Here is a 15,077-nt window from a genome sequence, read left to right as displayed (position 1 = left end):
ACGGATGCTCAATCTAACCAGTTGAATCGCTCAATCCAGGCAAAGGCATTTACGACTGGGCAAGATATTTTCTTCCGGGAGGGAGCGTATGAACCGGGAAGCCGGGGTGGGCAGGAGTTGATTGCCCACGAGTTGACGCACGTTGTTCAGCAGAATGGTAGTGCAGTACAGCGATCGCTGCAACCGCAGCAAAAGTCCGTTATTCAGCGCCAAGGCGATCAAAGTCCTGCACAGTCAACAGCAGGATTTAGTGGAGATGTGGCAGGAGATTTAGACAAACTCTACAAACAAGCAGAAGAAGCTCAACCGGAACTGTACGAAAAAGTCACTCAAATTGCCAGTGAGACTTCTGGGGTGGCAAAGCTACCTCAAGCCTTAAAAGGGCGAGAACGAGCAATGGAGAAAACAATGGCTGATTACAAGGGGGATGTTTCTAAATTAGTAGATATTGCACGCGGTTCTATAGTTTACAAGTCATTTCCTGACTTAATGGGTGGGCTAGATGTCTGCAATCGAAATTTAACGCTGGTGCGAGAAAAGAATCGCTTTGCACAACCCACTCCGGCTGGCTATCGCGATATTCTTCTAAACGTTCAGTTATCAAATGGTCATATTGCGGAATTGCAACTCCATCTAACCCAAATTCTAGAGGTTAAGTCAGGTGCAGGGCATAAAATATATGAAGAGGTTCGGAAAATAGAGGCAGCAGCTCAAACAGCCGATCGGGCTTTAAGCTCAGAAGAAAAAGCAAAAATTGATCAGCTTAATGCAGAAGCAAAAGCACTTTACGATCAGGCTTTAGCGAACGCGGGTGGATGATTGACATTGACTGGATAACTCAAAGTAATGTCGGTATGCACTCAATAGAATCGGTACAAGCAGCGAATCAAGTTAACTAGCGGATCATCATATTATGGACTTACCACTCTACTGCATTGTAGGAGATCGACCCGTTAAGGCAATCGAGACCGAAGACGGGGGCATGGATGTTCTTGCCTATGAGTGGGATACTGGCGAGTTTAAGCGTGCAATGCAGTATCTTTCAAAGATTACTTTGGGAGACGGGGAAATAGATTATGTTTCTGAGCAAGAGTTTGAGCAGTATGTCGAAAAACTGCGTCAACAAGCATCATAGGCAGTAAAACCCCTGCAATCATCGTGCAGGGGTAAGGTATCAGGTAGAAGATAACGATCGATCAATGATTGTTATCGCAAGTTGCCACCGATCTCAATCAACCGCCTAATAAAGCCCTTGCCTTCGCTTCAGCAGGGACAATGACTTTGTTCTTAAAAGAGGCGATCGCTTCCTCAAAAGCGTTATACCAATATGTTTCCAACACCCAAGGATAGCGTTGGAAATCTTCAAACATCGCGTATTCTTTCTGGGCTGAAGTATGTAGCAATGGCTGCACCGGCACCGATTGCAGATTGGGAATAATGGCGTGCAATTCTTGAGGAATACTTCTAGGATCGGTGAGATCGGCAATGATGAACCGCGAAATTTGAGCCAGCGTCGAGATGGTTTCCGTCAGGTCTTTACTTGTCGATGTCTCGCAGTCTATAACCACCGGCAAATAGTTATATTTGCGAAGTGCATCCAAGATTGGCTTGCGCTCCTGGGTGCAGCGACCCAGAACCAGTATGACTTTAGAAGAGATAGTGTTATTGAAATCGGGGATTTTTTGAGTGTTGAGCAGCCGACTGATAAACTCGGCAACTTCCAGATTGTCCACTGCGATCGCGGGTTCGCCAAAAGTAGTGATGACTAGGCTCAACTGCTTGGCTCCCTTCAGTTTTAATCCCAAAGTGGAAATCCCATAAATTGAACACTCCTCAAGGTTGGCTCCCTCTAGATTTGTCCGCACCACCTGAGCCTCACTCAAGTTTGCCCATCTCAGGTCTGTCTTGCGGAAGTCTGCCACGCTGACAACTGCTCGTCTCAGGTTTGCCCATCTCAGGTCTGCCCCACTGAAGTTGGCTTCACTGATTTCTGAATTGCTCAAGTTGCTTCCGCTCAGGACTGCCCCTTTTAAGTTGGTTTTGTTGAATTTTGCCTTGCTGAGATTGGCAGCACTTAGGAGTGCGCCATTGAGGTCTGTCCCATCTAGGAGTGCGCCGCTGAGATCTGCCCATCTCAAGTCTGCCCCGCTGAGGTTGGCTCTGCTAAGGTTGGCTCCGCTCAGGTTAGCCGAGGTCAGATTAGCCCCGCTGAAGTTGACTAAGGAGAGGTCTGCCCCGCTGAGATTGGCTGTGCTGAGGTTGACTCGTTTAAGGTTAGCCATCTTTAGGTCTGGTCGGATTTGAGGATTCTGTTGTCTTTCCTCATTCCAGGCTTTCACTCCTTGTCTGAGCAGATCCAATTGTTGCTTATTTGTCCGATTTTTCAACCGGGTTTCAATTTCAATTCCTGTCGGGTTTGTTTTAAAATCTATGTTGTTTTTTACCATATAGCTTTCCATAAATCCTCTCTAAATTCAGAAACATTCAGGACTTGAACTCAGATATCCAAACATACTTCAAGTGATTGCGACCAGCGACTTTACGCTTTTGCAGGCAGCTAATTTTTGTAATTTTGGATTTAACAAATTAAGTAACTACGTAATTACACGTAAATGGTTTAATTTGATGATCTATATCTTAAGGAATACGTCTTGAGTCTGACTACCATTAAGAGTACATATTTACACAATCTTTAAACAAGTAGTATATTTACTGAGCTTAAAGATAAAACTTGCCATAAATGTTACTAAGGATACAGACAGAAATAACATAATATGCATAACAACAAAAAAGGCTTTTGTTTTGAACTACGTGAGATTACGGGGGCACACCAGAAGAAGAGGGGAAAAGCGATCGCATTTAGCGATAATGCCAAGGGTTTTATTTAGACTATAAAGCATACTGTGATTGCTTTATAGCCGTTCTTGGATAAGGTGAAAAACATTTGTCAGTTTAATCGCTTTGTTATCGGCTTCGCGATCGCTCATCCGCTCGGTACGCAATTCTAGAAAAACTACTCGGTAAAATTAAAACTCAGTTTCCACCGAAGTAAGCAGAGCTTTGTCAAGAGCCTTGCCAGTTTTTTTCGACACGCGCCCGCAAATTCCGGAAAAACTTACCAGGTGTGCCATGCCAATAGAGACGGTAGTTTGTAGTTTTAGCTACGAACCTCGTTTCCGTAGTTACGGAAGACATTCTAAGCAAGATGGCGATTTCAGCAAACAATCAAATCAGCGTCAGCCATCGTAGAGGTAAGGGATTGGCATCCCTAACGTCCGCTCAGTAAATCATTCGCCTTTGCCTCAGCAGGGGCAATAATTTTTTCTTCTACAGAAGCGATCGCATCTTCAAGATTCTGATACTGGTAAATGGGTTGAGCGTAAGGATATTCCTGAAACTCCTTCAACACAGCTACCTCTTTGCTATCCACGCTATCCACTTGCACTAACGGTTGCACCGGCACCAAAGGGATACCCTGGAGAATTTTCAGTAATTCTTGGGGGATGCTGCTAGCGTCCGTGAAATCCACAATCATAAACTTCGCCATCCCAACTACGGTGGAGATTGCCTCTGCGAGTTCAGGCGTCGCTGCTTTTTCCAACTCCACCGACAAAGGCAAATAGTCATGTTGGCGAAGGGCATTGCGAAGCCCCTCCAGAAAATCTTTCCGCCCATCTGCTTTGAAACTGCCCAAGATCGGCACGATATTGGAGGCTATTGAGGGAAAAACCTCGCGGATTTTCTGGTGATTCAGCAACAAGTACATAAATGTCGCCACTTCCAGATTATCCAGTGCGATCGCTGGATAATCTGGCGGAGTAATCACCAAATTTGACTGGTTGGCTCCTTCCAACTTTAACCCCCAAGACGAAATCCCATAAACTAAACAACCCTCTAGGTTTGCATTCTCAAAGTTAGTCTTGAGCAACCTTGCCCCCATTAAGTTAGCCTCACCCAAATTCGTCCCGCGCAGATCGGCTCCTTGTAAATCCGCCCCAATTAGATTCGCTTTAAACAAATCCGCCTCGCGAAGGTTCGCCCCGATTAGATTGGCTCCCCGCATATCTACCTCTCTAAGGTTCGCCCCAACCAAATTCGCCCCAGACAAATCAGCTTTACCCAGGTAGACCCAGTGCATATCTGCACCTTCAAGGTTTACTCGGCTCAGGTTCGCCTCAAATAGGTAGGCTTCGCTGAGATTAGCTTCAGTGATATCTGCCTCTGACAAGTCCGCTTTACTCAGGGATGCTCCCCTCAAATCCGCACCCCGAAGGTCTGTTCGATGCAGAGATGCCTGCATCAGATTGGCTCCACTCAGGTCAGCACTGCACAGAGACGCCCCCGCCAGGTTAACTCCACCCAAATCTTCCTGGCGTAAATCGGCTCCAATTAAATTTGGCGGGATTCCCGGACTCAATTTACGCCACTTATTCCAAGCTTCTACTCCTTGCTTGAGTAAAGCTCGCTGTTGCTTGTTTGCCATGCACTTCAGCTCCCCTCTCTTTTGGCAGATGCGATGATTTTTGGTTAGGCACCCCTAAAGGGTACCAACGATGTCTTGGCGGTTTAAATCGGTTCTCCTGCGCCCTGATATAGAGATGATACTGGTTACAAATTCTCAAAAGACTACTGAAATCGCCGTTTTCTGAAAGAAAAGGCTTTGGACAATGGCAGTTCGAGCAATTCATTAACCGGCTTGTAGATATTCACTGAGGTTTCTTGGGAACCCTAGAAGAGGCAGCGACTCTACTCTGACGAAGAGAACCGAGATTTCAAGTGCTGTTACTCGCCAGTCCGTCTTTGGGTAGAAAAAGTGGGAAAGGGATGTTTAAGGGAGAAAAGTTTGGCGCTCAATTTTTCCTCCACTCAGACAAATCTAACCCCTGAATCCTTCCTTACAAGGCCAGGGGAAACCACGAAATCAGCCTTTTCTAGGGGAAAGGTTAAGTGAAGATGTATTGGTTTTACGTCCACTGGTCTGATACACAATTGCTACCATTTATTAACTAGCGGCAGAGAGATTTAATTATTTTGAATGTTTGTTTCAAAGGATTGAGAAAGTTATCTGACTGCGGGAAGCTGCCCAACCTAGAATTCTCAGTCTATCCTTCTAAAACGTCCATCTTCGAGCCAAGACAGACAAGGCTGTCGTCCGTGCTGTCGGCAAGAGGGTTCTTTAATAGAGACAAAGTCAGTGGTTCCCTATTCCAGCCTATCTAAACCAGTCGAGGAGTTTACCGTTGCAAGTCCCAGCTGAAACCGTATCTCTTCCAGCTTTGGAGGTTTTAGAAACTCCCGCCGCTTCCCCGCTGGTAGTTTCTTCCAATTCACCTTCCAAACTTTCCAAACAGGTAATTCGGTCTAGCCTAAAAGCGTCTACTTGGGATGCTGTCTTTGCTGTCGTGTTTGGCGGCATTACCGGCGGCGTCCTGCTCAGTAATTTCTTACTCCAATTAGGTGCAAGCCCAATGGAGATTGGGATGTTGTCGTCCGTCCCCATGCTGGTGAATTTGCTGCAACCACTAGGAGCGTATCTGTCAGAACGAACCATCAGTCGCCACTGGTTTAATGTCTGGATCTACGGCCCGTCGCGGCTGCTGTGGCTAATTTTAGTGGCGGGAATTGGTTGGAGTTGCTGGCACCCAACGAATTCGCCCAACCTGGTCAGCTGGACATTAGCAATCGTCTTGGCAACCAATATCATTGGCAGCTTGGGCAGTGCTAACTGGCTCAGCTGGATGGCGGCGTTGGTTCCGGAACGGTTGCGGGGGCGATATTTTGGCTTTCGCAACAGTGCTATCAGCTTGACCACTCTGCTCTCCGTACCGCTGCTCGGTCTAGCCGTGTCGGTTTGGCCTGGCGGGCCGCTTCAGGGATACGGTGTGGTCTTGTTCTTGGGAGTCATCATTGGGTTAATTAGTTTGGGCTGTCAGTTTTTCATGGTGGATGTGAATCCCCAGACGCAGCACGGCACTGCTGACGAGGCAGGGGAAACTGAGCGTTGGGGAACTGCGATCGCTCTGCTCAAAAATGGCAATTTTGTCAGGTTTCTGCTTTACTTTAGCTTTTGGGCATTTGCGGTTAATATCTGCACTCCTTTCTTCGGTCTCTATCTGCTGGACAACCTGAATATCGATGTCAGCTGGGTAACGCTCTATAGCAGCTTAACGGCGGCGGCTACCTTGGTAATGATGGTGGTATGGGGGAAGCTGGCAGACCGAATTGGGAATCGTCCGCTTCTGGTATTTGTGGGGGTGTTGGCAGCACTGACACCTTTACTCTGGCTGGGGCTGGGAGCTGACCCAGTTTCGGTTTGGGTTTGGTTCCCGCTTTTACACCTGTTCATGGGTGGCACCTGGGCAGCGATTGACTTGTGTACCAATAATTTGCAAATGGCTGTGGCAGCAGGACGCCATCAATCTGCTTACTTTGCGATCGCTGCGGCGGTTGCGGGTGTCAGTGGCGCACTGGGAACGACTGTCGGGGGATTTCTGGCTGAGTTGGACAATTTCGGTGGCTTGCCAACCGTGTTTGCTCTGTCTGCTGTTTTACGACTTGTGGCTATCCTGCCTTTAGTCTTTGTCAAGGAGCATCGCAGTCATCCGATTCGGAAGGTTTGGCGATCGCTCATTTCGCCGAAACTGCAACTTGTGCCGCTTCGGGCCCCAATTACTGTAGATCCACTGACAAATGGATCAGAATAAGGGTAGGGGTTAGGGGTTGGTGTTCTCATCAACCCCAAAAAAACATGAATCAGGTAGACTACCTTCGGATTAGCTTAATTGACCGCTGCAATTTCCGGTGTCAGTACTGTATGCCGGAGGGTGCTGAGCTTGACTACATTTTGCAGCAACAGCTGTTAACTGATGAAGAATTGCTCACCCTGATCGAAGAGGTATTTATCCCGGTAGGATTTACTCGATTTCGTCTAACTGGGGGCGAACCGCTACTGCGTCCGCGGGTGGTGGAGTTGGTGGAGGCGATCGCGTCCCTGCCGGACACGCAAGACCTCTCAATGACCACCAACGGGTTTTTACTCGCCCCAATCGCCCAACAACTCTACGACGCCGGGTTGCGACGCCTGAATATCAGTCTGGATTCGCTCAATCCCGAAACCTTTGACAAAATTATCGGCAATCGCGGTCGTTCTCAGTGGCAGAAAGTTTGGGACGGAATTCAAGCCGCCCATCGCGTCGGGTTCGATCCTCTGAAGCTGAATGTGGTAGTTATTCCCGGTGTGAACGACCAAGAAGTGCTGGATCTGGCTGCGTTAACAATTGACCGGCATTGGCACGTCCGGTTTATTGAGTTTATGCCAATTGGCAACGATCGGTTATTTGTCGGAAATGGTTGGGTGGCATCCGCCGATTTGCGCCAATGCATCCGCGACATCTTTGGATTGACAGAATCTTTTGTTCGGGGTAACGGTCCCGCCGATGTCTTCCAGATTCCCGGAGCCAAAGGGACGCTAGGATTTATTAGTCAGATGTCCGAGTGTTTTTGCGATCGCTGTAACCGGATGCGTCTATCTGCGGATGGCTGGTTGCGTCCCTGTCTGCTGAATGAGACGGGTCAAATTGACCTAAAAACCGCCCTCCGCGCCGGTGTTAATACAGCCGAACTCCGCAATCAAGTGCAGCAATTGCTGTTAATGAAACCAGAGATTAACTATAAGCAGAGAGATGCTGGCACGACTGGTGCGTATAGCCGCACCATGTCGCAAATTGGGGGCTAAAAAATAATTTTGAGTTTTGAATGAGTCCTGAATTATTCAAAACTCAAAACTCAAAACTATCTTAAGCTTGGCGTGAGTAGTACTCAACCACCAGCAGTTCGTTGATTTGCAGCGCGATCCATTCGCGCTCAATCACGCCGTTGACTCTGCCAGTCATCTTGGTTTTGTCAAACTCTAGATGGCTGGGCATATTTGCCAAACCTGGATATTCCAGGTTCTGTTGCACTAACCGGCGAGATCCTTCCTTATCTCGGACACTGATGACCTCTCCCGGACGGCACTGATAGCTGGGAATATTCACCGCACGACCATTCACCAACACATGACCGTGATTGACTAGCTGACGCGCCCCAGGAATCGTGGGAGCCATCCCCATCCGGAAAACGGTGTTATCCAGACGCATTTCTAACAGTTGCAGCAATGCTTGACCCGTGGAACCCGTGGCGCGACGTGCTTTCCGCACGTAACGCAGCAGCTGCTTTTCACTTAAGCCATAATTGAAGCGGAGTTTCTGCTTTTCCTCTAGTCGGACAGCATACTCTGAGCGCTTCTTCCGGGCTTGACCATGCTGTCCTGGTGGATATGCACGGCGGGCTGATTTGCGAGTTAAACCGGGCAGATCGCCCAGACGACGCACAATTCTGAGGCGTGGGCCTCGATATCGGGACATATAGCTTCCTCTTGTGTACCCTTCAGACTTTAACCAAAACTATCATTGTAAGCCCAATCTAGGAGAAATTTAAAGTGATCCAAAAAATATTTTTTGGTTCGCTTTTTCTATTCTGGGGGGAGTTTGACGATAGTGAGCCAGAAGTCCTCGATTGACTGCACCACCCGCAGGAACCGATCTAGGTCAATCGGCTTACTGATGAAACAGTTGGCATGTAAATCGTAGCTGCTGAGAATATCTGGTTCGGCTTGGGAGGAGGTCAGAACAATGACAGGAATCCTTTTAAGCTGGTCATCCTGCTTGATTTCTGCCAACACTTCAATACCGTTGCGCTTCGGTAAATTGAGGTCAAGGAGGATAATATCGGGACGAACGGCATTGGCATACTTTTCTTCTCTTTTGAGGAAGGCGATCGCTTCAACACCATCCCGGACAACATTCAGGTGATTCCCAACCTGACTGTCTCTAAATGCTTCTTGGGTGAGCCGAATATCACCCTCATTGTCTTCAACTAGCAGGATTTCTACGGGTCTATTACCCAGATTCACCTTGGGTTCTCTCCTGTTCTGGGAATTGTAAAGTAGAATACACTTCCCTGTCCCCATTCAGAATCCACCCAGATCCGCCCACCGTGTCGATCGACGATTTTTTTGCAGATAGCTAAACCAATTCCGTTACCAGGATAGGTTTCGCGTGCGTGCAAACGTTGAAAAATGACAAAAATTCGTGCTTGATGAGCTGGGGCAATCCCAATACCGTTATCGCGGACTGAGAAGACCCATTCATTTTCGCTTGTTTGAGCGGAAACGTGAACCTGGGGGGGGGCATCTTTACGAAACTTGATTCCATTCCCAATTAAGTTCTGTAACAGCTGCCCGATTTGAGTCGCATCCCCCCTCACCGAGGGTAGGGGATCGCGGGTAATGGTGGCATTATTTTCGGCGATCGCAATTTGCAGATTCGCGATCGCTTCCTCAAAAGAGCGATCGCAATCCTCCATCTCAAATTCCCGACTTCGCGTTCCCAGGCGCGAATACTCCAACAAATCTTGAATCAGCCGTTGCATGCGGTTCGCGCCATCGACGGCAAAATCAATAAAATCGTCGGCGTCCTCATCCAGTCTCCCTTTGTAGCGCCGAGACAGAAGCTGGGTGTAGCTGGCAACCATTCGCAGCGGTTCCTGCAAGTCATGGGAAGCTACATAAGCGAATTGTTCCAGTTCCGCATTAGAACGAGCGAGTTCTTGTGCTTGTTTGAAGAGAGCCTCCTCCATCCGCTTACGCTCAGTGATGTCAATGACAAAGCACACACCTTTATCTTGAGATCCTTCCAGCACAGCACCGCCGAGCAAAACAGGGATGCGACTGCCATCTTTACGAATATATTCCTTCTCAAAGGGGCTACAAATCCCCGTCGCGGCTAGCTCCTGGACTCCCTTTTCATCGAGATAGTTATATTCCACAGGAGTCATCTTTTTCCAATGCACTTTCCCTAAAAGCAGATCCTCCCGCGTGTACCCGACCATCTCTAAGAAGGCGTTGTTGGCTTCTGTAACGTTACCTGACACATCCCAGAAGAGAATCCCAATCATGTTGGATTCAACGACGCGCCTAAACCGAGCTTCGCTTTCTTGTAATGCCTCCTCGGCTCGTTTGCGTTTGGTGATGTCGGTGGAGATGCCGCAAACTCCATAAGGAACTCCAGCCGCGTCGCACAGGGGAAACTTAGTCGAAATGTACGTGTGTAGTCCGTCATCTTGAGGCACAACTTCTTCCCACTCCACAGCAGTTCTGGCTTCAAGTACCTTTCGATCGTTCGCCCGAAATACATCCGCCATTTCTTTGGGGAAGAGATCGTAATCAGTCTTGCTTTTAACCTTTTCTCCATCAATATGAAAAAGAATTTCAAACTGGCGATTAATAAAAATAAACTTGCCCTCAGTGTCCTTGAGGTAGATAACTGCCGGAATGTTATCTAGAATCGCCTGCAACCGCGCCTCGCTTTCTCGCAGCGCCTCCGCCGTATGTTTCTGGTCGTCGATGTCTGTGCAGGTGCCGAACCACTTAACGATTCGTCCGGTAGGATCTTTCATCGGCACTGCGCGAGTTAGGTGCCAGCGATATTGTCCGTCCGCAGCCCGTTTGAAGCGATTTTCGATTTCGTAACTCTCGCCCGCCTCCGCAGATTGATGGCACCGCTGTATCGACACCAGCCGATCGTCCGGATGTAGGACAGAGAACCATCCGTCACCCTGGCTTTGTGAGAGGGTTAATCCGCTGTAATCAACCCAGCGCTGATTGACGTAATCGAAATCACTATCTGAGTCTACAGTCCAGACTATCTGCGGGATGGATTCAGCGAGAAAGCGATAGCGCTGTTCGCTTGCTTCGGCTAATTCACGAGCTTCCTGTTCGCGGAGCAAGAGTTGGGCGCGTTCTTCTTCTGCCCGCTGACGCTCGCTGATTTCACTTTGCAATGCTTGGTTGATCAGCCTTAGCTCTGCTGTCCGCTCGTTCACTTGCTCCTCAAGATCGGCGTTCAGGGTGCGAATGTGTTCCTCTATCTGCTTGCGTTCGGTGATGTCGGTGGAAATTCCACAAACGGCATAAACAACGCCACTAGCGTCATAAAGGGGAAACTTGATTGAAATGTAGGTGTGTAACTCATCGTCGTGAGGGGCAACTTCTTCAATTTCTATCGGAATTTGGGCTGCGAGTACCTTTTGGTTATTCTTGACAAAGGCATCGGCGATCGCATTCGACCAGATATCGTACAAGCTTTTACCAATCGTCTGCTCTTTATTCAGGTCAAACAAATCTTCACACCTGCGGTTGATCAGCAGAATTCTGTGTTGAGTATCCGTTAGATAAATCAGCGCTGTGGAATTATCTACGATCGCCTGTAGCCGTTCCTCGCTTTCTCGCAGTGCCTCCTCTACTCGTTTGCGCTCAGTGATATCGTGCATGGCAACAACCGCACCCAGCTTTGTTCCCTGCGAATCAAAGAATGCCTGTCCGCTCGCTAGTAAGGTGCGAAATTTGCCTGAATTTGGGGCGATGACCATTTCTACATCGCGGACATGCTCCCCTTGTAACGCTCGAAACAGCGGGATATCTTCCCGCTTCATAGGCGTTTTGCCGTCGGACATATATAAATCGTAGTATTCTGCCCACTGCTCAGCCGGAAGCGGTTGTTCTGGCAAGCCATGAAAGGCTCGTGAAGCCTGATTAAACAGAGTCAGGACACCGTTGGCATCACAAGCAACGATTCCGGCTTCTACGTTATCTAGCAATACTTTTAAGAATTCTCGTTCTTTTTGGAGAGCTGCCTCGGCGCGTTTGAGATCGCTGATGTCGCGGCTCACAACCAAGGCAGTTTCGATTTCACCTTGCTGGTTAAACTCCGGAACCACACGCGATTGAAAGTTGCGGAATCCGTTTACCGTGACAGTCTGGAATTCAATCGCTTGTTCTTGACCTGTTTCAAAAACCATCCGCAGGGTATCTTCCCAAAGCTGGCACAACTCTTTTGGTGAGCCGGCTTGTTCGGGAGTCTTGCCGATGAATGCCTGCGCTGGCATTGCCGTGCTCCGCTCGACAAATGAATTGACATATACATAACGCATTTGTCTGTCAAGACGCATTATCGCATCGGGCGCATTTTCAAGCACGGCTTTGGATTCCTGCTGGCGGTGGGAGAGTGTCTCCTCTGCTTGCTTGCGTTCGGCGATTTCGCTTGCCAATTGTTCGTTGGCTTGCCTCAATTGTTCGTTGGCTTGCCTCAATTGTGCCGTACTCTGCTCGACTCGCTCCTCCAGTTCTGCATTGAGTTGGCGCAGTTCTTCTTCTGCTTGTTGCCGTTGGGAGTCTATGGTTTTTAATGTTTTCACATTCCACCAAACCAGGATGCCAAAAACCACCGCGTTTATCACTCCAAGGATTGCCAGTCCGATGTCGCTGTGGGAGTGCTGTGGAAATACATTCTTGAGGAAAGGAAGCTCGAACAGCCAATCGAGCATCACCAAACAGCCAAGTGGAAACGCGATCGCGATCGCAGCTGGAGACGCGATTTGCAGGAAAGAAAGTAGACGAGAATGAGATTGAGGCATATTCGTGGTTTAGCCCTAACCAAAGGAGCTGTTTTCTTTAACGGCGTCAGCGCCATCCTGGAACTGTTTGATAGCAAGAATTGATGATGAGTTCTCGATCGAGGCTGCTAAAGGAGTTGGAAAAGTGACTCATTCAAACCTAAAAATTGTCTCTCTGATTCCCAGCGCTACGGAAATTTTAGCGATCTTGGGGCTAACTCAGGCGATTGTCGGGCGATCGCATGAATGCGACTATCCGCCAGAAATCCAAAATTTGCGCGTCTGCACCCAGCCCAAATTTAACCCCGAAGGCACCAGTCCGGAAATTCACGATCGCGTTACAGATTTGTTGCAATCTGCTCTGAGTGTTTACCAAGTCAAAACCGACGTTCTCGAACAGCTGCAACCCACCCACATTTTGACTCAAGCTCAGTGTGAAGTCTGTGCTGTCAGCCTCTCAGAAGTCGAGCAAGCGGTTGCTACGCTCACGCACTCTCAGCCGCAGATTATTTCCTTACAGCCTAATTTTTTAAGCGATGTCTGGGCAGATATTCAACGAGTCGCTGATGCCTTGGGTGTCGCAGCGCCACCCGTGCTAGCTGGGTTACAGTCTCGCATCGACGCTTGCGTGCAAAAGACGCAAGCACTTCCTGACAGCGCCCGTCCTACAGTTGCCTGTATCGAGTGGATCGATCCCCTGATGGCAGCGGGAAATTGGATTCCTGAATTAGTCAAAATGGCTGGAGGTCAATCTCTGTTCGGTGTTGAGGGTGAACATTCGCCGTGGTTGAAGTGGGAAGCGATCGCAACCTCTAACCCGACTGCCATTATCTTCATGCCCTGTGGCTTCGATTTAAACCGTACTCGCGCTGAGGCAATGCCGCTGCTTCAACGTCCCGAATGGCAAAGCTTACAAGCGGTACAAACCGGCAGGGTTTACATCACCGATGGCAACGCCTACTTCAACCGTCCCGGCCCCCGTTTGGTAGATTCCCTGGAAATCTTAGCCGAAATTCTGCATCCCGAAAGCTTCCATTTTGGATACGAGGGTACTGGCTGGGAGTGCTTATTAAATCATTCTCCGGTATAGAAAGCATACTTTCTTCACAAAAAAATCTATCTTAGGGCTGACCTCGCTCTACTATCCAGATGAAGATAGTAGTTTAGAAGTGCTGCTACCTGAAGGTGTGTCTGCCCGAATCTAGCTGAGGGTTGATTTTTTCGTCTGACTTGCTGCGGAACTTGCAAAGAAGTTGCACGTAGCATGACAACGGAAATATCGGATTTCTGTAGTCTTTACGGAAGCCATATCCTTGACTTTATAAAAGAGGCATTGCTGGTTCCATGAATTATGCAGCACTGCAATTAAGGGGAACTACCAAGATTATGAAGCCTGTCGAAGAATTACAAATTTTACCAAGCAAGCCGGAACCGTTATCATGCACTAGACTTGACTGGATTGATTATGCCAAAGGCATCGGCATCATTTTAGTTGTCTATGTCCATGTTTTGACCAATTTAAAAAATGCTGGAATGGGAATGCATGATTTATTTCATGATTACTCTTTTAATTTTATTTCTAGCTTTCATATGCCACTTTTCTTTTTTCTCTCCGGTTTATTTGTAGAAAAAAGCTTATTGAAGGGTAAGAAGAAATTCTGGGGGGATAAATTCAATACAATTGTGTATCCCTACTTACTTTGGTCTGTTATCCAAGGTAGTATTTTGGTTTTGATGTCAACCTATACGAATAATCCCATTAAATTGCAGTTTAAAGATTTACCATTTTACATGGCTTTTAACCCCATTCCTTTAATTACTCTTTGGTTCTTATATGTTTTATTTGCGTCTTATTTAGTCTTTGCGATCGCTCGAAAATTTATCAATCTATATATATTGCTTTCTTTCTCTATTTTAATTTACTTGCTGAATCCCTATGCGCCTAGCGAAATTCTGACTAAATTCATGAGTATGTTTGTGTTTTTCGTCGTTGGGGTAATTGTGGCACGCTGGTTGCACAACGACTTGAGAAATATTCCGAGTACCTTGTATAAATTGAACAAGCAACAAATCAGCGCGATCGCGCTGATATTTGTCATCTTTCAAATGACACTTTTACAATTTGGTTTAAGCGAACAACCAGGAACTAGATTTTTTATGGCATCTGGAGGAATCATAGTTACCCTAGGCATATCTTTCTACTTGGCAGAAACCAAAAAATTAGATATTATTCGCTACCTGGGTTTTTTATCGATGCCCATTTATTTAGCTCATATGTTAGCAATGGGAGCGACTCGAATATTCCTCCAAAAAGGTCTTCACATCAATCATGTGGTTTTACATATCATTCTGGTAACTATTTTTAGTCTAATATTACCAATCCTGTTGTATGAGCTAACAAAAAAGATAAAATTTCCTTACCTATTTTCTTTAAGTAAGCGTTCAGCCCTATCCTCAGCAATTTTGGCAAAGAAAGGCACTCAAGCATTACAGCAGTAGGATTGGGATTACTACCGCCCTCAAGGTGTCAGTTGAAAGACGAGGGTTTTCTTTGCGTGCTTTGTGTCTTCGTAGTTCAAAAGTTG

At 47.5% G+C, this 15,077-nt stretch carries 11 protein-coding genes; 6 read left to right on the top strand and 5 right to left on the bottom strand.

The annotated features are described in order from the left end of the window. Both NDI34_RS11520 and NDI34_RS11515 read left to right on the top strand, forming a co-directional pair. On the top strand, positions 1-819 hold an 819-nt coding region (locus NDI34_RS11520; RefSeq protein WP_348232705.1), incomplete at its 5' end, for a DUF4157 domain-containing protein. Between the two features lie 94 nt (positions 820-913). Continuing rightward, the gene (locus NDI34_RS11515) at positions 914-1,135 is read left to right on the top strand and encodes a hypothetical protein (RefSeq protein WP_190414726.1); all 222 of its coding nucleotides are present in this window, start codon (positions 914-916) and stop codon (positions 1,133-1,135) included. Positions 1,136-1,232: 97 nt separating this feature from the next. Here NDI34_RS11515 and NDI34_RS11510 read toward each other — a convergent pair whose 3' ends face one another. Both NDI34_RS11510 and NDI34_RS11505 read right to left on the bottom strand, forming a co-directional pair. After that, complete coding sequence (locus NDI34_RS11510) at positions 1,233-2,447, bottom strand: pentapeptide repeat-containing protein (RefSeq protein ID WP_190437867.1); 1,215 nt, start codon at positions 2,445-2,447, stop codon at positions 1,233-1,235. Positions 2,448-3,268: 821 nt separating this feature from the next. Continuing rightward, positions 3,269-4,483, bottom strand: a complete 1,215-nt coding sequence (locus NDI34_RS11505) for a pentapeptide repeat-containing protein (protein WP_348232704.1) — start codon at positions 4,481-4,483, stop codon at positions 3,269-3,271. 793 nt (positions 4,484-5,276) lie between these two features. Here NDI34_RS11505 and NDI34_RS11500 point away from each other — a divergent pair. Together NDI34_RS11500 and moaA are read left to right on the top strand one after the other, a co-directional pair. Then, complete coding sequence (locus tag NDI34_RS11500) at positions 5,277-6,704, top strand: MFS transporter (protein WP_348232709.1); 1,428 nt, start codon at positions 5,277-5,279, stop codon at positions 6,702-6,704. 44 nt (positions 6,705-6,748) lie between these two features. Next, the gene (moaA, locus tag NDI34_RS11495) at positions 6,749-7,735 is read left to right on the top strand and encodes a GTP 3',8-cyclase MoaA (protein ID WP_348232703.1); all 987 of its coding nucleotides are present in this window, start codon (positions 6,749-6,751) and stop codon (positions 7,733-7,735) included. Positions 7,736-7,796: 61 nt separating this feature from the next. On the opposite strand, the gene rpsD is transcribed toward moaA, so the two are convergent. From rpsD to NDI34_RS11480, 3 genes are all read right to left on the bottom strand, one after another. After that, positions 7,797-8,405, bottom strand: coding sequence for a 30S ribosomal protein S4 (gene rpsD, locus NDI34_RS11490; RefSeq protein ID WP_190414721.1), 609 nt, complete (start codon positions 8,403-8,405; stop codon positions 7,797-7,799). A gap of 107 nt (positions 8,406-8,512) precedes the next feature. Next, positions 8,513-8,953 (bottom strand): response regulator, encoded by a 441-nt coding sequence (locus NDI34_RS11485; RefSeq protein WP_339380773.1) that lies wholly within the window; start codon positions 8,951-8,953, stop codon positions 8,513-8,515. Further along, positions 8,950-12,513 carry a PAS domain S-box protein gene (locus NDI34_RS11480; protein ID WP_348232702.1) on the bottom strand — a complete coding sequence of 1,188 codons (3,564 nt, stop codon included), beginning with the start codon at positions 12,511-12,513 and terminating at the stop codon, positions 8,950-8,952. The genes NDI34_RS11485 and NDI34_RS11480 overlap by 4 nt, the downstream gene beginning before the upstream one ends. 124 nt (positions 12,514-12,637) lie before the next feature. Here NDI34_RS11480 and NDI34_RS11475 point away from each other — a divergent pair, with 124 nt between their 5' ends. Both NDI34_RS11475 and NDI34_RS11470 read left to right on the top strand, forming a co-directional pair. Further along, complete coding sequence (locus tag NDI34_RS11475) at positions 12,638-13,582, top strand: cobalamin-binding protein (RefSeq protein WP_348232701.1); 945 nt, start codon at positions 12,638-12,640, stop codon at positions 13,580-13,582. A 296-nt stretch (positions 13,583-13,878) separates the two neighbouring features. Next, positions 13,879-14,991: an acyltransferase gene (locus NDI34_RS11470; protein WP_348232700.1), complete on the top strand. Its 1,113-nt coding sequence runs from the start codon at positions 13,879-13,881 to the stop codon at positions 14,989-14,991. Positions 14,992-15,077: the final 86 nt, after the last annotated feature.

The organism is Trichocoleus sp. DQ-U1, assembly GCF_039961925.1.
Lineage (GTDB): Bacteria > Cyanobacteriota > Cyanobacteriia > Cyanobacteriales > FACHB-T130 > FACHB-T130.
Note: the sequence above shows the minus strand (reverse complement) of the source record. Positions and strands in the feature narration are given on the sequence as shown.